Genomic DNA, 21,897 nt, shown 5'->3' on the forward strand with positions numbered 1-21,897 from the left:
GTACGGAGCAGAATTTCAAAATTTCAAACAATACGATTTCAACGAACTGGTCTTTTGCTGTCGGTCCATGTAATTCGGGCAGCACCTAGCGGGCTTATGGTGATTGACTAACGCCTGAAGACCACCCAGAAGCAGGAAAATTTAAAATGCGTGTTGCAATGATTGGGACCGGCTATGTCGGTCTGGTGTCCGGAACCTGTTTTGCCGATTTCGGACATGTCGTGACCTGCATCGACAAGGATGCAAGCAAGATCGACGCCCTGAACAACGGACAGATCCCGATCTATGAACCTGGCTTGCAGGAACTCGTTGCAAAGAACGTTGCCGAAGAACGCCTTTTCTTTACCACTGCTCCTGAAGAAGCGATCCGCAAAGCGGATGCCGTTTTCATTGCCGTCGGCACGCCGACCCGCCGAGGCGATGGCCATGCCGATCTCTCCTATGTTTATGCCGCGGCAGAGGAAATCGCACGGCTGATCGAGGGCTTCACCGTGATCGTCACCAAATCGACCGTTCCGGTCGGCACGGGAGACGAAGTGGAAGCGATCATCCGCAAGACCAACCCTGACGCAGAATTCGCCGTCGTTTCAAATCCGGAATTCCTGCGCGAAGGCGCCGCCATCAGCGACTTCAAACGCCCCGACCGGGTGGTGGTCGGGACCGATGACGAGCGCGCGGTCGAAGTGATGCGTGAGCTTTACCGCCCGCTGTATCTCAACGAAACCCCGATCATCGTGACCCGCCGCCGCACATCGGAACTCACCAAATACGCGGCCAATGCGTTTCTCGCGGTCAAGATCACCTTCATCAACGAAATTGCAGACCTGTGTGAGAAAGTCGGGGCAAACGTCCAGGAAGTCTCGCGCGGTATCGGCCTCGACAACCGCATCGGCGGCAAGTTCCTGCATGCCGGCCCTGGCTACGGCGGCTCTTGCTTTCCGAAGGACACTCTTGCCCTCTCGCGGATCGCCGCGGATGCACAGTCCGATCTGAAGATCGTCGATTCCGTCATCGAGGTGAACGCGGCCCGCAAGAAGAAGATGGCCGACAAGGTGATCGAATTCATGGGCGGCGACGTAAGCGGCAAGACGATCGCGCTGCTTGGCCTCGCCTTCAAGCCCAATACGGACGACATGCGCGAAGCTCCGAGCATCGACATCGTGGAAAAACTGCAGGCTGCCGGTGCCAAGATCCGTGCCTACGACCCGGCCAGCATGGAAGAAGCCGAGAAGGTCATGTCGGGTGTGATGTTCTGCGATGGCCCCTATCATGCCATCGAGAACGCAGACGTGGTTGTAATCGTTACGGAGTGGGATCAGTTCCGCGCGCTTGACCTCGACCGCGTCAAAACTCTGGTCTCTGCACCCAAGGTTGTCGACCTGCGAAATATCTACAAGCCGGACTACATGGAAGCCCGTGGCTTCGAGTACACCAGCGTCGGCCGCAGCTACTAAGCGGCCGGTTCCCACCTCAGAATTTAATATTCAATGCGAATGTCGGGCTAACCCTAGCCCGGCGTTCAATTTTTTAAAAATTAATTAAATTTCACATCACTTTTGACGTCGGAACATTGCTCCCGTCGCGTCACTATGGTAACCAAACCCTTAATGGATAACAATTTTCCCGATCTTGTTACCCAAATTTTAACGATACGATCGTGATTGCGACTGCCTCCAGACAGGTTGCTGGCGCACATCAAGTGGTCTCGTAAATCGGGTTGAGGCTGGCATATCTTGGCAGACGAAACAGTATCTTACGAAGCAGATGATCACGGCCGCGAAGCAATGAATATTGCCGGCTTCGCGACGTGGGGCTATCCGCACCCCGACCTGCTCGATGCGACAAACCGTGCCTCCCGCGACCTCCGCCCGGCACGCGGAGTGATTCAATCCGGACTGAAGAAATGTATTGACCTGACCGGTGCAAGTGCCGGCCTTCTACTGCTTTTTCCCTTATTTGTTGCACTCGCGGTTGCAATAAAACTGACAAGCCGCGGACCGGTATTTTTCCGTCAGTGGCGCTACGGTTTGAATGGCAAGAAGTTTGCCGTTCTCAAGTTCCGGACGATGCATGCCAACCAGTGCGACAGCTCCGGGATTTCGCAAACCGTTGCCAACGATCCGCGCGTCACATTGATCGGCGCCTTCCTGCGCAAGAGCAACTTCGATGAATTGCCGCAGCTCATCAACGTGTTGCGGGGAGAGATGTCCCTGGTAGGTCCCCGACCGCATGTGCCCGGCATGCTGGCCGCCGGAATGCCTTATGAGGACTTCCACCCCAGGTATATGGACCGCCACAAGGTGCTTCCGGGCATCACAGGCCTGGCACAGGTCAACGGTTTTCGCGGGGAAACCAAAAACCCTCATGCGGCCCGTATGCGGCTGGCCTATGATCTTGCCTACATCGAGCGTCAGTCGGTTATCCTTGATGTCAAAATCCTCGCGACGACGGTCGCCAGGGAATTCTTCAACGGCAACGGCTACTGAACCGCCGGCAAATCCTCAAGCAGTGTCACTGGCGGAGACTCAGGATCATGCGTCTGCGCACAAAGTCGCCATGCGCTGCAGGGCAAGCAGGTAACCCTCCACACCGCAGCCAGCAATCACCGCATCCGCCCGGGCTGAAACGTAGGAATGGTGCCGGAAGCTTTCCCGTTTGTGGATGTTGGAGACATGAACCTCGATCACCGGGCAGGTGCAGGTATTCAATGCGTCCAGAATTGCGATCGACGTGTGCGTATAGGCCGCTGGGTTGATGATGATACCCGCGGCCGCTTCCCTCGCCTCATGGATCCAGTCGATCAGCACGTGTTCGGCATTGCTCTGATGGAATGCAATCTCCAGCCCCTTGGGCGCAGCGGCGGCCTCACACATCGCACGGACGTCATCCAGGGTCTGAGCCCCGTAGATCTCCGGTTCCCGCTTGCCGAGCAGATTGAGATTCGGACCGTTCAGAACATAGATGATTTTTGCCATTGAATTTTCCCTAGACCTTCGTCGACAACTTGCCCCGCACTGGCGATTTTTACCAAGAAATTCGAAGATTTCCGGCAAAAGTTTGTGGACGATTGTTATCGGAGGTGATACCGCGGTCCCGCATCCTTGCGACGCTCGGTTTTACGCATTATTAACTATAAAACTCCAGTGTGAGAAAAAATCGGCTCATCGGGTAACCATGATTAAACTCCGCGAACGGTTGGACACACTTGAAGCTTTGATGGCCGCCATCGAAGGCTATCATCATCTCCCTATCGATGTTCTTTCCCAGTTCCTGCTCGACCACTACACGGTTGATCTTGACGTTCTGGCGCAGTTTGCCGAAGCGGCAGAAAGTGCCCAAGCTCAAGGCGCATCGTCTTATGCGGCAGCGGAAAATCGCGCGGCAGCACAGTCGGCCGCCTGACGCGCCCACATCACATTCAGCTGAATTTTACGCTTAACCGATCGCGGTGAGGTTACCGTCGCCTTCGCCGCCCTGCGGTTGCGGCTGGCCGGGGCCACCTTGCCAGATCTTCTGGCGGTTCCGGATTTCGCGCGGAGCAGGGCCGAAATAGGTGGCCGTCTTGATGAAATCGCGCGGGTGCAGGATCACGCTGGAAACGCGCTGATACAGTGCCTTTGCCGAGATCGGCTTGGAAAGCAGCTCGTGTACGCCGAGTCGGCGCGCTTCCACGATCCGGCTACGCTCGGTGTGAGCGGTCACCATGATAATCGGGATATAGGCGAAGGGATTGTTCGGACTGCGGATCATGCGCACCATGTCCGCCCCGTCCAGGATCGGCATGACCCAATCCAGAATAAGGATGTCAGGGTTCGCCCGGTCCATGGCTTCAAGGCCGGACGCGCCGTCTTCAGCCTCGACAATGCGCCGCGCACCGAACCCCTGCAGCATGGTGCGCAGGATGGTCCGCATGTAAGCACTGTCTTCGACCAGCAAGAATGTCAGAGAGGCAAGATCCAGGCTCACCTAGTCCTCCTTGTTTGACTTAACCTTTGCCATGAAAGTCTGAACAATGAGTTAGTCTCCGGCCGCGAGGGGCCCACAATCATCCGCCGACGCGGCATCGACTTTGAATAGTTTCGGAAAGGCTGAGAAATTACTCGCAATACACTGAGGGATTTCACCTATTGGTAATATTGCGCTCAATTAATCTTTTGGCCGGTTCGATATTAACGGGACTTTCAATTGTACGCCCCCATCTTTCAGGCAAGAAATCGAACTGAATGAGCAGCCTTTTGCAAACGATTGTAAGAACCATGTCCCGGGATCCTGAAACGTTCGGGGAAGACGATCCGCTCCCTATGGAGCATGAACCGTCCGACCTCGGCACAAATGCAAGACTGAGAGACAATCTCCTTCTGCTTGCCGGCATAGGGCTCGTCCTGCTTGCCACAGGCATGGCCCTGTCCAACGTCCTCTCCTAAGCCGCCCGTTGTGCCTTGCCGCGACAGGGCTCAGGCAAGGCGCGGCTTCCGGGCACTGAAGAGTGCCACGCACCCGATCCTTTCAATCTTCACCTCGGCAAAGCGTTTTTCAAGTTCCGCTCGCAAAGTGTCCTGCGTGTCGGCTTCGTTCGAAAAGACACCCTTGCGGTTATAGATCTGCATCAGCTTGCGGGCGGCACCGGACCGCGGCGCATCGCCTTGCAGGATGGTGGAGCCAAAGACCGTTGCCCCTTCTTCGAGATGCGGTACCGCATGATCGAAAATCACTGCCTTTTCAGTCATGGTTCCCGGAAGGCAATGAAGCACGTAGTTGAGGCCGATGGTCTTGAAACTGCCGATATCTTTTGGCCACGGCACGAGTGCATCTGCCTGAACGGTGACGGGGTTCAAACGGGCAATCCTGGCGGCAGCCTTGTCGAGGCACTCCCGGTTGGGATCGAGCAACGTCACCCTTGGATCTGAAACGGGAAACCTGGTCTTGTCCAGGAAGTAACCGGTGCCCACGCCGATATCCAGGTGATTGGCGGAAACATGCTGGTCATAGAGCGCGACCAGATGAGAGCTCGGACAACGCCAGATCCAGCGGTTCGACAAACCCAGCACCAGGGCATCGTAGATGGCCAGCGACGTTCTGGAATAAACGGCGTAGCCCGGTTTGTGCGCGTCCGGAAACGAATCCATGCATAGCTCCAGTTACCTAAAGGAATGCATGGGGCTAGGCGCACGGGAACACAAAGTCAAGATTGCCGGCAACTACTTGTCTGGCAGGTCGTCGTCGTCAAGGATGCGCCATTTGGCACCTTCGAGATCGTCATACTGGCCGCTTTTCAAGGACCAGAGGAAAGCCCCAAGCCCTAGCGCACCCAGGAGCAGTGCAATCGGTATCAGATAGATCAGAACGTCCATGTTGATCTCATTCAGCGGCCTGTTGCTGTCGCACTGTGGGGGCGTTCGCTCCCGCGTTCCTGCCGCCCTCTCCCCAGCGCAGCTTGAGCGCGTTTGCGGTAACTGCCAGCGAGGAAGCGGACATCGCTGCCGCCGCCATCAAAGGTGTGACGAAACCGGCCACGGCAATGGGCACGGCAATGATGTTGTAGACGACCGAAATCCAGAGGTTCTGCTCGATTGCCGTCCTTGCCCGTTTCGACAGCCTGAGCGCATCGGCCACCGGCTGCAATTTGTCACCGAGAAAAACGGCGTCTGCAGCGGCCTGACTGAGATGCACGGCCGAGACAGGCGACAACGAGACATGCGCCCCGGCCAGCGCCGGAGCATCATTCAGGCCATCGCCAACCATCAGGACCTTGCGGCCACTGGCCTGGAGTTCTTCGAGACGTGCAATTTTCTGGGCGGGCTTCATGCCCGAGCGCCAGTCCGATACACCCAGCACAGCCGCGCAATCGGCCACAGCAGGTTTCGTATCCCCGGAGACAATTTCAAGCGCGTAGCCGGCTGATTTCAACTGATCGATCACCGCCCTGGCATCCGGCCGCAGCCGTTGCCGGAAGGCCAACAGGCGGGCAGGATCCGCGCCAAAGCGGATAGCAAGCAGAGAGGCACCCGGGTTCGACTGCAGTGCGGCCTCGACCTGTTCGTCGGATGCTTCGCAGAACAGCGGGCTGCCAAGCCGCAGACGCCGTCCGGCAACGAGGGTTTCAAGACCCGCCCCGGATATCTCGCTGACGTCCGGCAGAGGCTGCAGCGCTCCTGTTGCCTTGACCAGGGCTGCCGATAAGGGATGCCGACTTGCCAGGGCAAGGCGTCCGGCCAGTGCAAGCGTTTCGTCATCTGGATCGATGGAGCTACACAGATCCGGCTCGGTAAGCGTCAGCGTACCGGTCTTGTCGAACAGGATGGTGTCGATATCCGACAACCGTTCGATGGCATCGCCCGAATTGAGCAGGATTCCACACCGGAAGAGCTGCCCGGATGCCACCACCTGCACAGCAGGAACCGCCAAACCGAGCGCGCAGGGACAGGTGATGATCAAGACGGAAATGGCGATGATCAGGGCTGGCTGCCAGTCGAGCCCGGCCAGCAACCAGCCAAGAAATGTCAGCGCAGCCGCGCCATGCACCAGGGGCGCATATAGGCGGGCGGCTCGGTCTGCAATGCGCACGTATTTGGATTTGGCCTGGGATGCAGCTTCCAGCAGGCGGTTGACCTCATCCAGCAACGTCGCGCCGGAAGCAGCCTGAACCCGGACCTGCAACACCCCCGCTCCGTTCAAGGTACCGGCATAGACCCGCTGACCGGCCGCAACCGGCACCAGCACGCTTTCACCGGTCACGAGGCTCTGGTCGATCTCGGAAACACCGGTTTCAACCACACCATCCACCGGCACCCGCTCGCCGCCCGATACCAGAACCAGGTCGCCCGCGGCGATTTTTGAAAGCGGAACTTCGCGGACAGCACCATCGGGATGGATCAGCGCGGCAACTTCCGCCTTCAGCGCGGCGATGTTCTCTGCAAAGGACCGCGTCCGCCCCCGCATGTTGTGGTCGAGATACCGCCCGACAAGGAGGAAGAACAACAGCATGACGGCGGATTCGAAATAGGCATGATGCTGGTGCTGGATGGTCTGGACGACCGACAGGGCGACCGCCAGTGTCACGCCGATCACGATCGGCACATCCATGTTCAACCGGCCGGCAGCCAGGGCGTTGAAGGCGCTGCGAAAGAACGGCCGCCCGGAGTAGGCAACCGTCGGCAAGGCGATCAGCGCAGACAGCCAGTGGAAGAAATCCCGGGTTTCCGGGGTGATGTCCGTGGCATTGCCCGACCACACGGAAACGGACAGCAGCATGATGTTCATGCCGGCAAAGCCGGAAACCGCCAGACAGCGCAGCAATTGTTTGCCGGTCTTGTCCTGACGCTCCTTCTGGCTTGCCGGATCAAAGGGGTGGGCCTTGTATCCGAGACGTTCCAGCTCGGCGACGATCTCGTCAGCCCCGGTCTGGTCTTCCGACCAGTCGACGGCGAGCCGCTGGCTGGTCAGGTTGACGCGTGCCATCCGGATGCCCGGAAGCCGTTTCAGACCTCGCTCGATGTCTCCCATGCAGGCAGCGCAGGTGATGCCGTCGACGGCAAGGTCCATGTGGACCGCACCGTCTTCGCCCGGCGTCACGAATGCCTGCCAATCACGCTGATGGACCGTCACGGTACGTGCCTCAGTTCTTGACGAAAATCCGGTTCTCGGACCGGAATTTCCGTTCGCCATCCTGTTCGATTTCCAGGATGAGTGTCCAGTTGCCGTCGGCAAGGTTCTCGACTGTTCCGACATAGCGCCCACCGCCGTCAGCCGTGAAATCGACCTTCACGTCGGCGTCGTCATGAACCGGATTGCGCAAAAGGGCATGAAGGACCACCCCGTAAAGCGGCGTTCCCTGCGCGTCGTTGGCCGTGACGACCAGCTTGCCATCCGCACTGCTGGTGCGGGTAAATTCGGTCGAGACCTGCCAGTTCAGGTCTGCCTGAGCCTTGGCGGCCGCGATTTCCTGGTTGTAGGCCTGTCCGGCTTCATAGGAACTTTCCACCACCACGCCCGGGAAAGACCCGAGCGCGAGATAGATGAACACGGCGTTGGCGGTAAAGATCACCCCAAAGAAGGCAAGAAGCCAGACCAGGACCGTCTTTCCGGTGATCGCCTTGGGATCTTTCATGTTCGATTGAACCATCGTCATTCTTTGCTCCTCAAGGTTTTTCCGGTGCCTTGAACGTGTCTTTGGCTGTGACCACTTCGCCCATGACGCTTTCGGTGATCCGGAAGGTAACCGGCGTCGAATGTGGCATCTTTGCCCAGGGCGGCGATGTCACAAGAATACGGACTTCCCGGGTCGTGTCAGGACCGACAGAGATGATCGGACGGCCGGCGAAGGTGTCCTCCGTACCGACGGCTTCCACCATCGTGTTGGCCGGCATGCCTTCCACATGCAGCATGAAATGGCGCTCGTGGCGGCGTTTGTTCGACAGACGCACGGTATAGCCGTTGCGCACGGACCCGTCAGACTGCTCGACGAACACCGGGTTTCTGTCATGCAGAACGCTGATATCGGCGAAATCACGATTGAGCAGTGCGAACAGCATGATACCGCAGACCACGGCGATGATGCCGACATAAATGACCGTTCGGACGCGGACGATCTCGTAGACCGATTCCTTGCCTTCCAGGCGGCGCTGGATGTTTTCGTCCGTATCGTAGCCGATCAGTCCCTTCGGCTTGCCGATCTTTTCCATGACGTTGTCGCAGGCATCGATACACAGGCCGCACTGGATGCAGTCGAGCTGCATGCCCTTGCGGATGTCGACACCGGTCGGGCAGACCTGGAAGCACTGGTAGCAGTCCACGCAATCGCCAGCAGGCATGCCCTGATCGGCAAGTTTCTTGTTTTGCTTCAGGGAACCGCGCGGCTCGCCCCTGTCCCAGCGATAGGTGACGTTGAGGGCCTTCTCGTCGGTCATGGCAGCCTGGATGCGCGGCCACGGGCACATGTAGATGCACACCTGCTCCCGCATGAAGCCTGCGAGGAGATAGGTCGTCGTGGTCAGGATGGCGATCCAGACATAGGCAATCATCGGTGCCTGGAAGGTCAGGAGTTCCCATACCAAGGTCGGTGCGTCGTTGAAGTAAAGCACCCACGCACCGCCCGTCCACCAGGCGATCATCAGCCACAGGAAATGCTTTGTCACGCGCTTGCGGACCTTGTCGAAGGTCCAGGGGTCCTTGTCCAGCACGATGCGCTCGCGCCGGTCGCCTTCCACCTTGCGCTCGACCCAGAGGAACAGGTCCGTCCAGACCGTCTGCGGGCACAGATAGCCGCACCAGACGCGTCCTGCGACCGCGTTCATCAGGAACAGTACCAGCGCTGCAAGAATCAGGAGACCGGTAAGGTAGTAAACTTCCTGCGGCCAGATCTCGATGAAAAAGAAATAGGCCCTGCTGCCTTCCATATCGACAAGAACAGCCTGGCTTGGAGCATCCGGGCCGCGGTCATACCGGATGAAAGGCAGGAAATAATAGATGCCCAGCGTGATGAACAGCAGCGCCCACTTGATCCTGCGGAACAGGCCGTGCGTCGCCATGGGATAGATCTTTTTGGCTGATGCAAACCATTCATCGGATTGCGCGCCCTCATGCGTCTCGGTGTCCGTAGACATACCGTCCGTCCTCTTCAACGCGATCCTGCCCCAATAGGATCTTTGGAAAATCATTCGCCACCCACCATTAGCAGCGAGTGCTCAAAATAAACCGGCGCAAAGCGTCACACTTTGCGCCGGATCAAATCGTTCAGGCTATCTGGCGCATTTGTCGCACCAGATCCGCAGGTTCTACTGCCCGCCCCCGAAGGAGTGGACGTAGACCGTCAGCGACTTGATGGTCGCCGGATCGAGACGATCGACCCAGGCCGGCATCACGCCGTTGCGCGGATTGTTGATCTGCGCCTTGATGGCGTCCAGCGACTTGCCATAGAGGTAATTGGCAGACAGCAGGCTCGGCGCACCGACATCCTGAATGCCCTTCAGGTCTTCGCCGTGGCAGGCTGCGCAGTTGTCGTCATAGACGGTCTGCCCCGCTGCCAGATCGACGCCTTCGTCGGTCTCAAGTCCCGCGCGGGATGCGACGAAGTTGGCAACCTGATTGATCTCCTCGCGGCTCAACAGCTCATCACGGCCGAAGGCTGGCATTTCGCCGATGCGTGCTTCGTCATGACCGGACCTGATACCGAATTCCAGCGTGGTGTGGATGTTATCCAGCGTGCCACCCCAGATCCAGGTGTCGTCCTGCAGGTTCGGATAACCTTCCGCACCCGTGCCGCCGGAACCGTGGCACGGTGCACAGTTGTCACCGAAAGCTGCCTGGCCGTTGGCCCGGGCAAATTGCAGCAACTCCTGATCAGTGGAGATGTCCTCAAGCGAGGCTGCCACGATCTTGTCGGCAAAGACCGACCGGTCGGAGATACCCTTGTCGTAGGCAGCAATCGCCTCGGTCCGCTGGTTGGCACCCAGTACACCGGTGGTATAGCTGGAGACCAGCGGCCAGGACGGGTAGAGAACCCAGTAGATCACCGCCCAGACAATGCAGGCGTAGAACAGATACAGCCACCATTTCGGCAGAGGATTGTTCAGTTCTTTCAGACCGTCCCATTCGTGGCCGGTGGTTTCGACCCCGGAGATCTGGTCGACTTCCTTGTTATGTGTGTCTGCCATGGATCAGTCCTCCCGAAACGGGATTTGAGCAGCGTCGTCGAACTTTTTCCGGTTCTTCGGCCACAATGCGTAGGCCAGAACGACGCCAAACAGGATCATGAAGTAGAGTAGGCCCCAGGTTTGTGCGAAGCCTGCGAATGCTGAGTATGTCTCGTTCATCGCCCTTACCTCGCGTTTGCCTTGTCGTCATAGATCGAGAAATCGACCATGGTACCCAGAACCTGGAGATAGGCGACAAGCGCGTCCATCTCGGTCACTTCCCTCGGGTTGCCGTCGAAATCGCGGATCGTGGCATTCGGCCAGCGTTCCTCGAAGCCATCGGCCGCTTCCGTATCCGGTCTCGCCTGACCGAGGATGTCAGATGCGGCATTTGCGATCTGCTCTTCGGTATAAGGCACGCCGATCACGGTGTTGACCGTCAGGTGAGACTCGATGTCCCGGGTGTTGAGGCGGTTTTCAGCCAGGAACGGATAGCCGGGCATGATGGACGCTGGAACCAGCGAGCGCGGGTCCTTCAGGTGCTCCACATGCCAGTCGTCGGAGTATTTGCCACCGACGCGGGCCAGATCTGGACCGGTACGCTTGGACCCCCACTGGAACGGATGATCGTACATCGATTCCGCAGCCAGCGAGAAATGACCGTAGCGTTCCATTTCATCGCGCATCGGACGCACCATCTGCGAGTGGCACAGATAGCAGCCTTCGCGGATGTAGATATTGCGTCCGGCCAGTTCGAGCGGCGTATAGGGCCGCACGCCTTCGGTCTTTTCGATCGTGCTCTTCAGATAGAAGAGCGGAGCGATCTCGACCAGGCCGCCGATGGCGACCATGACCAGAATGCCGATCAAGAGAACGAAGGAGTTCTTTTCAAAGACTTCGTGTTTTTTCCATGCAGACATAGTCTGTCCCTCCCTTATTCGGCCGGAGCCAGGGAGCCAGCCGGCGTGGCATCGGCTTCTTCAGCCTCGCCGTGACGGACGGTCATCCAGAGATTGTAGGCCATGATCACAGCGCCGAGCACGAAGAGCGCACCGCCAAGAGCACGGATGATGTAGAAGGGATGCATCGCCTCGACGGTTTCCACGAAGGAGTACTCCAGGAAGCCGAGCTGGTCGTAGGCGCGCCACATCAGGCCCTGCATGATACCGGACACCCACATCGCGGTGATGTAGAGAACGATACCGATCGTGGACAGCCAGAAGTGCAGGTTCACGAGCTTCAGCGAATACAGCTGACGCTTGTTCCAGAGCCACGGGATCAGGCAGTAGATCGCGCCGAACGAGATGTAGCCAACCCAGCCCAGAGCACCGGAGTGCACGTGACCGATGGTCCAGTCGGTGTAGTGCGACAGGGAGTTGACCGAGCGCAGCGACATCAGCGGACCTTCAAAGGTGGACATGCCGTAGAAGGCGACCGAAACCACCATCATGCGCAGAACCGGGTCGGTCCGCAACTTGTCCCATGCACCCGAAAGCGTCATCAGGCCGTTGATCATGCCACCCCAGGACGGCATCCACAGGATGATGGAGAAGGTTGCACCCAGCGTAGACGCCCACTGCGGCAGAGCCGTGTAGTGAAGGTGGTGCGGACCTGCCCAGATGTAGATGAAGATCAGCGCCCAGAAGTGCACGATGGAAAGACGGTAGGAATAGACCGGCCGCTCCGCGCGCTTCGGGATGAAGTAGTACATGATGGCAAGGAAGCCGGCGGTCAGGAAGAAGCCCACCGCGTTATGGCCGTACCACCACTGCACCATGGCGTCCTGAACGCCCGACCAGACGATGTAGGACTTGGTCGAGTAGATCGAGACCGGAATGGTCAGGTTGTTGGTGATGTGCAGCATGGCAATCGTGACGATGAACGCCAGATAAAACCAGTTGGCCACGTAGATATGCGGTTCCTTGCGCTTCCAGAGCGTACCCAAGAACAGCAGCAGGTAGGCCACCCAGACGATGGTCAGCCACAGGTCGGCATACCATTCCGGCTCGGCATATTCCTTGCTCTGTGTCGCGCCGAGCAGATAACCCGTTCCCGCGATCACGATGAAGGCGTTGTAACCCAGGATCACGAACCAGGGCAGGATCTTGCCGGGCATGCGTACGCGGCAGGTACGCTGGACCACATACATGGATGTTGCCAGCAGCACGTTGCCGCCGAAGGCGAAAATCACCGCGGAGGTGTGCAGCGGGCGCAGGCGCCCGAAATTGGTCCACGGCAAATCAAAGTTCAGCGCAGGCCAGGCCAGCTGAAGAGCGATGATCAAACCGACCGTGAAACCGGCAATGCCCCAGAACATTGCCGCGACCGCACCGAATTTGATCGGTCCGATGTTGTAGTTTGGTTTGCCGTCGATTTCGGCCGGAATCACTTCCCCGCCGTCATCGAAGTAGTTCTTGAAAATCAGAAACACGCTGACGGCGGCGAACAATGCGCCTATGCCAGCGTGGAATGCCATGACCTGATCGAATGTCTTGCCTGCCACGATGATGCAGGCAAACGCAAGCAGCACAAGGAAGATGGCGAAGCCGCCTTCCTCGAGCGAGATCATTTTGGCCTTGTTTTGTGCCATTTTAGCGCCCCAGTCTTGAAATCGTTACAAGGTGCCAACGATGGCACGACCATGCACACGACTCTGAAAATGCCGCGTTGATTCATATCAACATGCCAGCAATTGGCGATGTCGGAACAGCCTCCAAAGGTCAGATTGCATTGCGTAAATTGTCGCGGGCAAGATGAAGGCACGCCGTGAAAGGGATGTGACGCCGGCCTGAGGGGCATTGGCCGGTTTGCGGCAATGTCCTGGCACCCTTGCTCATCTGCCGGTCTTGCGGTTTTCCGAAGCCAAGGACCGGGAAACGTGTTACGCCGTTCTTCCTTCCGCTGAAGGGCGATGCTTTCTGGCGCGTCCGATAGCCCCTGATCTGCCGCTGACGACCTTCCACCTCGACACGGGACCCCTCCCTTGAACGCTGCATCTCAAAATGGCGCAAGCCTCCATCCCAATATCATCGGCAGCCTCTGGATGGTGGCTGCGATGGCCGCCTTCGCATTGGAAGATGCCTTCGTGAAGCAGGCTGCGGCACAGTTGCCCGTGGCGGAAATCCTGGTGCTGTTCGGCGTCGGTGGAACCATTACCTTCTTCGGACTTGCCACTGTCACAGGCGAGAAAGTTCTCAACCGGGACGTTTTCTCGCCTGTCATGCGAGTTCGCTTCGCCTTCGAACTGGTCGGCCGGTTGTTCTATGTTCTGGCGTTGGCCCTGACGCCGCTCTCCTCGACCACTGCCATTCTCCAGGCAACACCGATATTCGTTGTGCTGGGCGCTTCCCTGTTCTTTGGCGAAAAGGTCGGCTGGCGCAGGTGGACAGCAATCTTTATCGGCCTTGTGGGCGTCCTGATCGTGCTCCGACCGACCAGCGAAAGCTTTTCTTTGCTTTCGGTCCTGGCCGTCATCGGCATGCTTGGCTTCTCCGGCCGCGACCTTGCCAGCCGCGCTGCGCCGGCGACCCTCAGCACCAATATCCTCGGGTTCTACGGTTTCCTGACGATCATAATCGCCGGTCTTGTCTATGGTCTTTGGGACAGGTCCGCTTTCGTGGTGCCTGACACAACCGCCCTTCTCGCCCTTGGAACCGCAGTCTTCTGTGGTGTCTTTGCCTATAGCGCCCTGATGAAGGCCATGCGCACCGGAGAAATCGCCACCGTCACACCGTTCCGCTATTCGCGGCTCCTGTTCGGCGTCCTGCTCGGTGCCGTCTGGTTCAACGAGCGGATCGACGCGCAGATGCTGGTTGGCTGCACCGTCATCGTCGGATCGGGACTGTTCATCCTGTGGCGCGGCAACAAGGCGAAGACCCGGCGCACTTGAAACAGGAACAGCCTTTCAGGCACCTAGCCCATCTGGCGCAAGGCCTGCAGCACCTGACCGGCCGCACCTTTGCCCCGGCTTGCCGGAAGGGCCCACAGGCAGATCTGACGCTGTAGCGGGACAACTGCTGCAAGAGGCGCCACCAGGGTGCCGGCGGCAAGCTGATCTGCGACAAGTGAGCGATGCGCCATCAGAACGCCTGCGCCGTTCAGTGCTTCTTCGACCGCAAGAGCATAAAGCGAGAAGACAGGTCCGCGTGGCGCAAACCCCTCGCCCGGCATAGCTTCATCCGCCCATATCCGCCAATCGTCTGCCCAGGCCGTGTCCGTCAGACAAACCGCCTCTTTCAGATCACCAGGCTGCTTGAGCGCCTTTGCAAGCGCCGGTGTGCAGACCGGCAGCAATTCGTCTCCCGAAAACGCGATCCCGTTGTCCGGAAGGCTGTCGCAGTAGAACAGGCAGAGATCGAATGGCACCCGCTTCAGGTTCGGCGGTGTTTCAAGGGCTGTGACCGAAATGTCGATCTCCGGCAACTTCTCGCGTAGCTGCGGCAGTCTGGGGGCCAGCCAAAGCTGCGCCAGCGCCGGCAGGGCCGCGATGTGTATCCTGCCGGGCGCAGCATCACGCCTCAGGTCGCGCACCGCAGTTCCAAGCTGGTCGAATGCGGCGACAAAACCCGGCAGTGCCCGCTGACCAGCGGCCGTCAGGCGGACCCCCTTGGCATGCCGCACGAACAGGGCCGCCCCGATCTCCTGCTCCAGCGCCTTGATCTGCGCTGCTACGGCTCCGGGTGTAACCTGCAGTTCCGCCGCGGCCTGTGCAAACCCACCGAGGCGCGCGGACGCTTCGAACGCTCTCAGTGCGTTCAGCGAAGGCAGTCTGGGGACGGGAGGAGCTACCGACATCTGCAAGGCCTATTTTTTCTAGCCCTTGAATTTCTAAAATCTGATTTGCGCGAACACAAGCGGAGATGGACACTTTGTCCAAATAGAACCGGAGTTCCGACATGACCGCGCAAGACAAATGCCCCTGGCTCCCCGCTGTGGCTGCCACCCGTATCGACGAGATCACCCAGGCAACTTCGCCTCTCGGATCCGAAGCAATTGCCGCGCGCATCGAAGCGCTGGCCGAGGCCAACAGGACCATCCACGAGAAAGACTGCTTCAATCTCAACCCCGCGACCAACGTGATGAACCCGCGCGCCGAAGCCTTGCTGGCAAGCGGCATGGGGTCCCGTCCCTCGCTCGGCTACCCGGGTGACAAATATGAGATGGGCCTCGAAGCCATCGAGGAAATCGAGGTGATCGCAGCGAACCTTGCCTGCGAAATCTTCCAGTCGGCTTATGCGGAAATCCGGGTCGCCTCGGGCGCGCTGGCAAATCTTTATGCATTCATGGCAACCACAAAGCCGGGCGACGCCATCATCGCACCGCCTGCGTCCGTCGGTGGCCACGTCACTCACCATGCGCCGGGCTGTGCCGGTCTTTATGGCCTGGATATCCACGAAGCACCGGTCGATGCCGGCGGCTACACGATCGATCTGGAAGGTCTGCGCGCCCTGGCCCTGAAGGTTCGGCCGAAGCTGATTACCATCGGCATGAGCCTCAACCTGTTCCCGCACCCGGTAAAAGAAATTCGGGCCATCGCCGATGAAGTCGGCGCCTTTGTCCTGTTCGATGCAGCCCATCAGTGTGGCATGATTGCCGGTGGCGTCTTTTCCGACCCGCTGTCGGAAGGCGCACATCTCATGACCATGAGCACTTACAAGAGCCTGGGGGGTCCCGCTGGCGGGCTGATCGTCAGCAATGATCAGGATCTTGCCCACAAGCTCGACAAGATTGCCTTTCCAGGGCTGACAGCCAACTTTGACGTTGCAAAGTCTGCCGCGCTCGCCATCACCCTTCTGGATTGGCGCGATTTCGGCAAGGCCTACGCTGCCGAAATGGCCGCCAGCGCCGGTGCGCTCGCCGCTGGTCTCGAAGCAGAGGGAATGCCGGTGTTCACTACCGCCAAGGGGACAACCGCTTCACATCAGTTTGCCCTGGAAGCGGCAGCCCTCGGCGGCGGTCAGGCAGCTTCGAAGAAGCTTCGCCAGGCAGGGTTTCTGGCATGCGGAATCGGACTGCCGATAGCTCCCGTCGCCGGTGACATGAACGGCCTGAGGTTCGGAACACCGGAACTGGTCCGCTGGGGCATGACGACGGTCGACATGCCAGAGCTGGCCAAACTGATAGCCGAAGCGCTGCGGTCGAACGATCCGGCAGCGATGTCAGGACGCGTGGCCAAATGGCGCCAGAGTTTCAACACGCTCCACTTCATCCACCCTTGAGAAGCGTCACTCAACCTGCAGATCGGCGGTTCTTTGTTCCGCACTCAGGACCGCCAAGCAGGATCAGTTGCTTCGACGCCCCAGAACAAGTCCGGTGATGAAAGGCAGCAGCAGGACCATTCCGGTAAAGCGGGCGATCTGGTGCGCAGCCACAAAGGCGGGATCGAGATCCAGCATGAATGCGAGCAGCGTCATCACCTCAAGTCCGCCCGGCGCATAGGCAAGCAGGGCCTGACCAAAGGGAATGTCCACCAGTTCGGCAACGATCCACGCCCCGGCAAGCGAGGTCAGGAACGCCGCCGCAAAGGCGGCCATGGATGCGCCGAGCACGCTGAGAAACTGGCGCAGTGTCATGGAGGCAAAGCGGCAACCGATGTGAGCGCCCATCATGACAAAACACGGCAGCACGATGTAACCCGGCAGGACAAGGACCAAGAGACCGGATGCATTGAGGCCGGCACTCATGAAAAACGCACCCGTTAGACCGCCCCCCGGAACTCTGGCCTTGATGGCAAGCCAGCTTGCCGCGAGGCAGAGCGGTATCCCGATCAGGAAGTCCTTGAGACCGGAGACATAAATCGTGCCGCTGCCACCGCCCGCCGGTTCTGCTGAGGACACAACGGCGAAAGGCAGCACCGCCACCAGAACGAACAGACGCAAGGACTGGCTGGAAGCGATGCGGGGAAGGTCCGCCCCTCGTTCGGTGGCAAGGGCTATGACATAGGAAAGTGCACCGGGAATGGCGCCGAAATAGGCCGTTTCCCTGGACCATTTTGCCCCGTAGTGCAGAACCGCGTAGCCCGCGAACGTGACCGCCACCATGACAGCGATCAGCATGGCCATGGACACCGGCCACTCCGCTACCCGGTCAACGATATCGGGATGAACACCCGCCCCCATGGAGATGCCGATCATGACGAAGAGCGCATCTCGCAGCGGGACCGGCATGAGCGTCGGCACTTGCGCAAGCGTTGCGATGGCAACAAAGACCATGGCTCCCGACAGCCATGCCGCGGGAAGCCCGAACAGGTTGAATGTTGCTCCTCCGGCAGCGGCAATGAGAAGTGTGACCGCAAGTCTTCCGGCGGCAGATTGAAACGAATTGGCAGGCATCGGGAACCGTTGAGCTTGGAATGGCTCCTTGAGCTATAAATGGATTGATCGGCCAGCGCATGGTTGATTGCATGGATCAACATGTACGGCCTGTATTTTATCAGGCGGTTGTCCCCGGCAACTGTACAGGACGGGGCTCCGTGAAAGGTTTACCCTCAATTCCTTCCAGTTCACAGGCCCTGTGTATCGCCGGGCGCATTTCCAGCCGTTCGCACAGGGCGCGCAGGTGCGGCGTCGCCGCCAGGGACCACTTGCCATCATTACGATAGATCTGCGCCCACCTGGCACAGGCAGCAAGATAGTGGTCGAGGATGGAAATGTCCTGCCCCATGAGAAATGGTCCATTCCAAGTGGCAAGTTCAGTTTCCAGATGCGCGAAACTGCCGGCAATCCGGCGGGTCAGCCCGGCGTGAAGGCTCAAGGCCGTCTCCGGTTCGCGAACATATCTTTCCGGCTTGAAGGAGATCCGAAGGTCGGAATGCAGGGTGTTTGAGAGAAAAAACAGCAATTTCAGGAAGCGGCCGCGCTGTGGAGAGGCCGGCTCCGGGGCCAGACAGCCGTGCGCGTCTGCCAGATGCAGGGCGATCGCGGCGGTTTCGAACATGGGGGCATCCTGACCCGGCACTTCCAGAACCGGGATCAAACCTTGAGGATTGAGCCGCCGATATGCTTCCGAATTCTGTTCGGAGATCAACCTGTCAACAGCCACGTAGTCATAGGGCAGGCCCAGTTCTTCCAATATCATCCTGACAATGAAATTGGCGCTGTCAGGCGAACCGTGCAGGCGATAGCGCTCCAGACCCTCAGGTTTCCGGGTCGGTTCAGTTGCGACAAGCAAATCGGTCACCCCAAAGCTCTCCATCGAATTGCGTGTCTTTCAAACGGCTGGACTTGAGCGATATCAAGGCACGACCGGGGGAAGGGCGGATAGATCGACACATGATGAAAGATCCGCTCTCCTACGCCATGCGCAACGTACCGCGCTATACAAGTTATCCGACAGCACCGCATTTTCATGACGGCGTAACGGCCGGCGTTTACGCGGACTGGCTCAAGGCGCTTTCGCCGCAGGACTCGCTTTCGCTGTACCTGCATGTCCCCTATTGCCGTGAGCTCTGCCATTATTGCGGCTGCCATACCAAGGCGACCCGTCAGGATGCGCCGCTCAAGGCCTACGCAGCGACACTCGGCCAGGAAATCAATCTGGTTGCCGGGCACATGCCGAATGCCGGTCCTGTCCGGCACATTCACTGGGGCGGCGGCACACCCAGCCTTCTGCCACGGCAGAGCCTGATCGACCTCACCGGCCTGATGCGTGTCAATTTCGATCTTGCACCGGACCTGGAACATGCCATCGAACTCGATCCGAGGCTTGTTACGGAACAGCTCGCCGAGACGCTGGCCATCATCGGAGTAAACCGTGCCAGCCTTGGCGTTCAGGACTTTGATCCCGACGTTCAAAAGGCCATCGGCCGTCTTCAGCCCTACAGGGTCGTCAAACAGGCCGTAGAGTTTCTGACAGCAGCCGATGTCACCGCGCTCAATTTCGACCTGATGTACGGATTGCCCGGCCAGTCGCCGGAAACGATACTCGATACGGTGGAAAAGACGCTCTCGCTGGCACCCGGGCGCATTGCCCTGTTCGGCTATGCCCATGTGCCCTGGATGCGCAAGCACCAGCGCCTGATTGACGAAAGCACCTTGCCGAATGCCGCCGAACGGCTGGCCCTTGCGGACCTCGCCCGCGCGGAACTGCTCAAGGCCGGTTATGTCGCCATCGGGCTAGATCATTTTGCCCGGCCGGACGACAGCATGGCCATCGCCCTTTCGGACGGCTCCCTGAAGCGCAATTTCCAGGGCTATACGACGGATCAGGGCGAACAACTCGTTGGCTTCGGCGTCTCCTCCATCGGACGTCTGTCTGCCGGCTATGTTCAGAACATGTCTGATGTCGGCAACTGGCGCCGGGCAATCATGGCGAGCGAACTGCCGGTATCCAAGGGCTTGGCGCTTTCTGCCGACGACCGTTTGCGGGCACGGATCATCGAAGAGCTGATGACCAACTATGCCTGCGATCTCGTGCCGGCCTGCCGTGCTTTCGGCCTGCCGACAAGTCACTTGAACGATGCTTTCGATGCCTTGCAGGACCTGGCCGCCGACGGCCTGGTCCATCTGGAAGTGGGCAATGAAACTGCCAGGGTTGAGGTAACTGAGGCCGGACGGCCTTACGTACGTCTCGCAGCCGCCGCCTTTGACGCCTACCTGGCGGCGAGCCAGGCAAGTGGCAAGGCTCGGCATTCTGCCGCGGTTTGAAGAAAATGGCCCCGAGGCGAGACCTCGGGGCTGACTACCGAACTTGCCAGCTTACGGATCGCCGAAGATCGACAACAAAAAAAGGGCCGCGAAAATCGCAGCCCTTTCCAGGTCGACTATTAAACAACGGGTCAGTGCATACCTGTCATCTGACAGAGGCTGCAGACCTTGTTGAGATGGATCTGGTCGGCGCGGTCGACGCGGATAACGCCCCGGCGTTTCAGATCGGACACAACGCGGCTGACAGTCTCGATGGTCAGACCCAGATAGTCGGCGATTTCCTGCCGGGTCATGTGCAGTCTCAGGTCGAACCCGTCGTCGCTGTCGTCAATCGGCCCAACGCAGCCGACACCACCGCGATCCGGAACGAGATGCATCAGAAAGCTTGCAACCCGTTCGACGGCGGACTTGCGGCCAAGCAGAACCGCATGCTCGTGCAGCACGCGCATCTGGTTGGTCAGGCATCTGGTGAGCGTGCGCTGAAGCGCATCGGAACGTTCGACCTGCTTCAGATCGATTTCCTGAATTTCGGCATTGGTGAGTGTTTCGGCGGTGCAGTCGTTCTCGTCACTGCCGGCGAGACCGAAAATGTCACCGGGACGAAGGACTTCGACAACCTGGCGGCGTCCGTCCGGCAGCAGCTTGTAAAGCATCACCGAGCCCTTCACCAACTCATAGAGCCGCTTTGCGGGATCGCCTTCGTAATAGATCACCGCATGGGTGTCGTATTGGACAGCCTTGCCGCCAAATTCCGAAAACGATGTCTTGCTGGGTGTGCAGATGGGAGCACCTGTCATTCTTGGTGCTGCGCCCTGGCCGGGGGTACCCGCGTCGAAATAAGCCATATGTCCCTCCTTCGTGCCTGTGGCACGGCCTTCATTTGCTACGTCAGCGGGTGATCTCCATTCCTTGGTGCTTCCATTTCCGCACCGCTCGAAAAATCGACCACTGCTTGCAGGTGTCCCGTCCGACACCCCGCAGCTTGCAGGATGCACTCTAAAACGCGGAGTGCACACAACGTAATTCGGTCGACTGCGTAAGATAAACTACATATGAGCCGTAACGCCGCAGCCGACTAAGGTCTAATCAGGCCGGGACCGCCTGCGCGTTCCAGGCGCGTGAAGCCAACGGCCGCCAAAATCGGCAGCGCTCAATCTCGCACACTCAATTTTCTGAAATTGGGTCAAGCAGGCGGAGAGGTCAGATGATCGCCTTCTGAGCCATGGCCGCCGTCAGCATGTCTATCGACAGCGGTTTCCTCAGGACCTTGAGCCCCGGAAGCTCACGAATTTGCTGCAACAGGTTCACTCGCGACTTGCCGGAAATGGCAAGGATGCTCGGAGGTGTTGGCAGGCCCATGAGTTCACGAACGACATCCGTGCCGCATCTGTCGGGAAGGCCGATGTCCACGATCACCCAATCGTCCGACGAAGGAATACCGCCGGCGAAAAAACTCTCCGCATCTTTGTAAGTTATCGGATGATGATCGAGATCTTCGAGCGCAATCGCCAATGCATCGGCGACTGCTTCATCATCTTCAACAATGTGAACAACCACGAATGTAGATCCTCAAAGCCTGCCCCCAACGCAGACGATCAATCATACATACGCGATATTTTGCT

The 21,897-nt window shown here is 58.8% G+C and carries 23 protein-coding genes; 7 read left to right on the plus strand and 16 right to left on the minus strand.

The window, feature by feature from the left end; genetic code table 11:
• The first annotated feature begins 146 nt into the window (after positions 1-146).
• Both HEP89_RS01510 and HEP89_RS01515 read left to right on the plus strand, forming a co-directional pair.
• Entirely contained in the window at positions 147-1,454 is a 1,308-nt protein-coding gene (locus HEP89_RS01510; protein WP_055658191.1) for a UDP-glucose/GDP-mannose dehydrogenase family protein, read from the plus strand.
• 279 nt (positions 1,455-1,733) lie between these two features.
• Positions 1,734-2,486, plus strand: a complete 753-nt coding sequence (locus HEP89_RS01515; protein WP_023001732.1) for a sugar transferase — start codon at positions 1,734-1,736, stop codon at positions 2,484-2,486.
• A 45-nt stretch (positions 2,487-2,531) separates the two neighbouring features.
• Here HEP89_RS01515 and aroQ read toward each other — a convergent pair whose 3' ends face one another.
• On the minus strand, positions 2,532-2,975 hold the full coding sequence (gene aroQ, locus HEP89_RS01520; RefSeq protein ID WP_055658186.1) for a type II 3-dehydroquinate dehydratase: 444 nt from the start codon (positions 2,973-2,975) through the stop codon (positions 2,532-2,534).
• On the opposite strand from aroQ, the gene HEP89_RS01525 reads away from it, so the two are divergent.
• Positions 2,962-3,402: a hypothetical protein gene (locus HEP89_RS01525; RefSeq protein ID WP_139314026.1), complete on the plus strand. Its 441-nt coding sequence runs from the start codon at positions 2,962-2,964 to the stop codon at positions 3,400-3,402. The genes aroQ and HEP89_RS01525 overlap by 14 nt on opposite strands.
• A 33-nt stretch (positions 3,403-3,435) precedes the next feature.
• Here HEP89_RS01525 and HEP89_RS01530 read toward each other — a convergent pair whose 3' ends face one another.
• Complete coding sequence (locus HEP89_RS01530) at positions 3,436-3,966, minus strand: response regulator (RefSeq protein ID WP_168691184.1); 531 nt, start codon at positions 3,964-3,966, stop codon at positions 3,436-3,438.
• A gap of 257 nt (positions 3,967-4,223) precedes the next feature.
• Between HEP89_RS01530 and HEP89_RS01535 the strand changes: the two genes are divergently transcribed.
• Complete coding sequence (locus HEP89_RS01535) at positions 4,224-4,424, plus strand: hypothetical protein (protein WP_023014640.1); 201 nt, start codon at positions 4,224-4,226, stop codon at positions 4,422-4,424.
• 30 nt (positions 4,425-4,454) lie between these two features.
• Here the strand turns inward: HEP89_RS01535 and HEP89_RS01540 are convergent, their stop codons facing one another.
• The 9 genes from HEP89_RS01540 to ccoN all read right to left on the minus strand — a co-directional run bounded on the left by HEP89_RS01540 (position 4,455) and on the right by ccoN (position 13,221).
• Positions 4,455-5,126, minus strand: coding sequence for a class I SAM-dependent methyltransferase (locus HEP89_RS01540; RefSeq protein WP_168691185.1), 672 nt, complete (start codon positions 5,124-5,126; stop codon positions 4,455-4,457).
• Positions 5,127-5,198: 72 nt separating this feature from the next.
• Positions 5,199-5,351, minus strand: coding sequence for a cbb3-type cytochrome oxidase assembly protein CcoS (gene ccoS, locus HEP89_RS01545; protein ID WP_023001738.1), 153 nt, complete (start codon positions 5,349-5,351; stop codon positions 5,199-5,201).
• A 7-nt stretch (positions 5,352-5,358) separates the two neighbouring features.
• The gene (locus HEP89_RS01550; RefSeq protein WP_168691186.1) at positions 5,359-7,605 is read right to left on the minus strand and encodes a heavy metal translocating P-type ATPase; all 2,247 of its coding nucleotides are present in this window, start codon (positions 7,603-7,605) and stop codon (positions 5,359-5,361) included.
• A gap of 10 nt (positions 7,606-7,615) precedes the next feature.
• Positions 7,616-8,128, minus strand: coding sequence for a FixH family protein (locus tag HEP89_RS01555; RefSeq protein WP_023001740.1), 513 nt, complete (start codon positions 8,126-8,128; stop codon positions 7,616-7,618).
• A gap of 10 nt (positions 8,129-8,138) precedes the next feature.
• Positions 8,139-9,602 (minus strand): cytochrome c oxidase accessory protein CcoG, encoded by a 1,464-nt coding sequence (gene ccoG, locus HEP89_RS01560; protein WP_075281454.1) that lies wholly within the window; start codon positions 9,600-9,602, stop codon positions 8,139-8,141.
• 171 nt (positions 9,603-9,773) lie between these two features.
• On the minus strand, positions 9,774-10,652 hold the full coding sequence (gene ccoP / locus HEP89_RS01565) for a cytochrome-c oxidase, cbb3-type subunit III (protein ID WP_023001742.1): 879 nt from the start codon (positions 10,650-10,652) through the stop codon (positions 9,774-9,776).
• A gap of 3 nt (positions 10,653-10,655) precedes the next feature.
• Positions 10,656-10,811: a cbb3-type cytochrome c oxidase subunit 3 gene (locus HEP89_RS01570; protein ID WP_006933670.1), complete on the minus strand. Its 156-nt coding sequence runs from the start codon at positions 10,809-10,811 to the stop codon at positions 10,656-10,658.
• Between the two features lie 5 nt (positions 10,812-10,816).
• Complete coding sequence (ccoO, locus tag HEP89_RS01575) at positions 10,817-11,551, minus strand: cytochrome-c oxidase, cbb3-type subunit II (RefSeq protein ID WP_077290595.1); 735 nt, start codon at positions 11,549-11,551, stop codon at positions 10,817-10,819.
• A 14-nt stretch (positions 11,552-11,565) separates the two neighbouring features.
• Positions 11,566-13,221: a cytochrome-c oxidase, cbb3-type subunit I gene (gene ccoN, locus HEP89_RS01580; RefSeq protein ID WP_075281394.1), complete on the minus strand. Its 1,656-nt coding sequence runs from the start codon at positions 13,219-13,221 to the stop codon at positions 11,566-11,568.
• Between the two features lie 393 nt (positions 13,222-13,614).
• Between ccoN and HEP89_RS01585 the strand changes: the two genes are divergently transcribed.
• The gene (locus HEP89_RS01585; RefSeq protein ID WP_077290596.1) at positions 13,615-14,520 is read left to right on the plus strand and encodes a DMT family transporter; all 906 of its coding nucleotides are present in this window, start codon (positions 13,615-13,617) and stop codon (positions 14,518-14,520) included.
• 23 nt (positions 14,521-14,543) lie between these two features.
• Here HEP89_RS01585 and HEP89_RS01590 read toward each other — a convergent pair whose 3' ends face one another.
• Complete coding sequence (locus HEP89_RS01590; RefSeq protein WP_077290597.1) at positions 14,544-15,425, minus strand: LysR family transcriptional regulator; 882 nt, start codon at positions 15,423-15,425, stop codon at positions 14,544-14,546.
• 101 nt (positions 15,426-15,526) lie between these two features.
• Here HEP89_RS01590 and HEP89_RS01595 point away from each other — a divergent pair, with 101 nt between their 5' ends.
• Positions 15,527-16,849, plus strand: coding sequence for an aminotransferase class I/II-fold pyridoxal phosphate-dependent enzyme (locus HEP89_RS01595; protein ID WP_168691187.1), 1,323 nt, complete (start codon positions 15,527-15,529; stop codon positions 16,847-16,849).
• Positions 16,850-16,912: 63 nt separating this feature from the next.
• Here the strand turns inward: HEP89_RS01595 and HEP89_RS01600 are convergent, their stop codons facing one another.
• Positions 16,913-17,962, minus strand: a complete 1,050-nt coding sequence (locus HEP89_RS01600) for an AbrB family transcriptional regulator (RefSeq protein ID WP_075281397.1) — start codon at positions 17,960-17,962, stop codon at positions 16,913-16,915.
• A 100-nt stretch (positions 17,963-18,062) separates the two neighbouring features.
• A complete protein-coding gene (locus tag HEP89_RS01605; RefSeq protein WP_209014376.1) occupies positions 18,063-18,809 on the minus strand; it encodes a glutathione S-transferase family protein in 747 nt (248 codons plus the stop codon).
• Between the two features lie 92 nt (positions 18,810-18,901).
• Between HEP89_RS01605 and hemN the strand changes: the two genes are divergently transcribed.
• Complete coding sequence (hemN, locus tag HEP89_RS01610) at positions 18,902-20,275, plus strand: oxygen-independent coproporphyrinogen III oxidase (protein WP_168691189.1); 1,374 nt, start codon at positions 18,902-18,904, stop codon at positions 20,273-20,275.
• A 131-nt stretch (positions 20,276-20,406) separates the two neighbouring features.
• Here the strand turns inward: hemN and HEP89_RS01615 are convergent, their stop codons facing one another.
• Both HEP89_RS01615 and HEP89_RS01620 read right to left on the minus strand, forming a co-directional pair.
• Positions 20,407-21,120, minus strand: a complete 714-nt coding sequence (locus HEP89_RS01615; protein ID WP_023001751.1) for a helix-turn-helix domain-containing protein — start codon at positions 21,118-21,120, stop codon at positions 20,407-20,409.
• A 355-nt stretch (positions 21,121-21,475) separates the two neighbouring features.
• Entirely contained in the window at positions 21,476-21,832 is a 357-nt protein-coding gene (locus HEP89_RS01620; RefSeq protein ID WP_062489950.1) for a response regulator, read from the minus strand.
• Between the last annotated feature and the right edge of the window lie 65 nt (positions 21,833-21,897).

The sequence above is a fragment of the Labrenzia sp. 5N genome, from assembly GCF_012395805.1.
Lineage (GTDB): Bacteria > Pseudomonadota > Alphaproteobacteria > Rhizobiales > Stappiaceae > Roseibium > Roseibium algicola.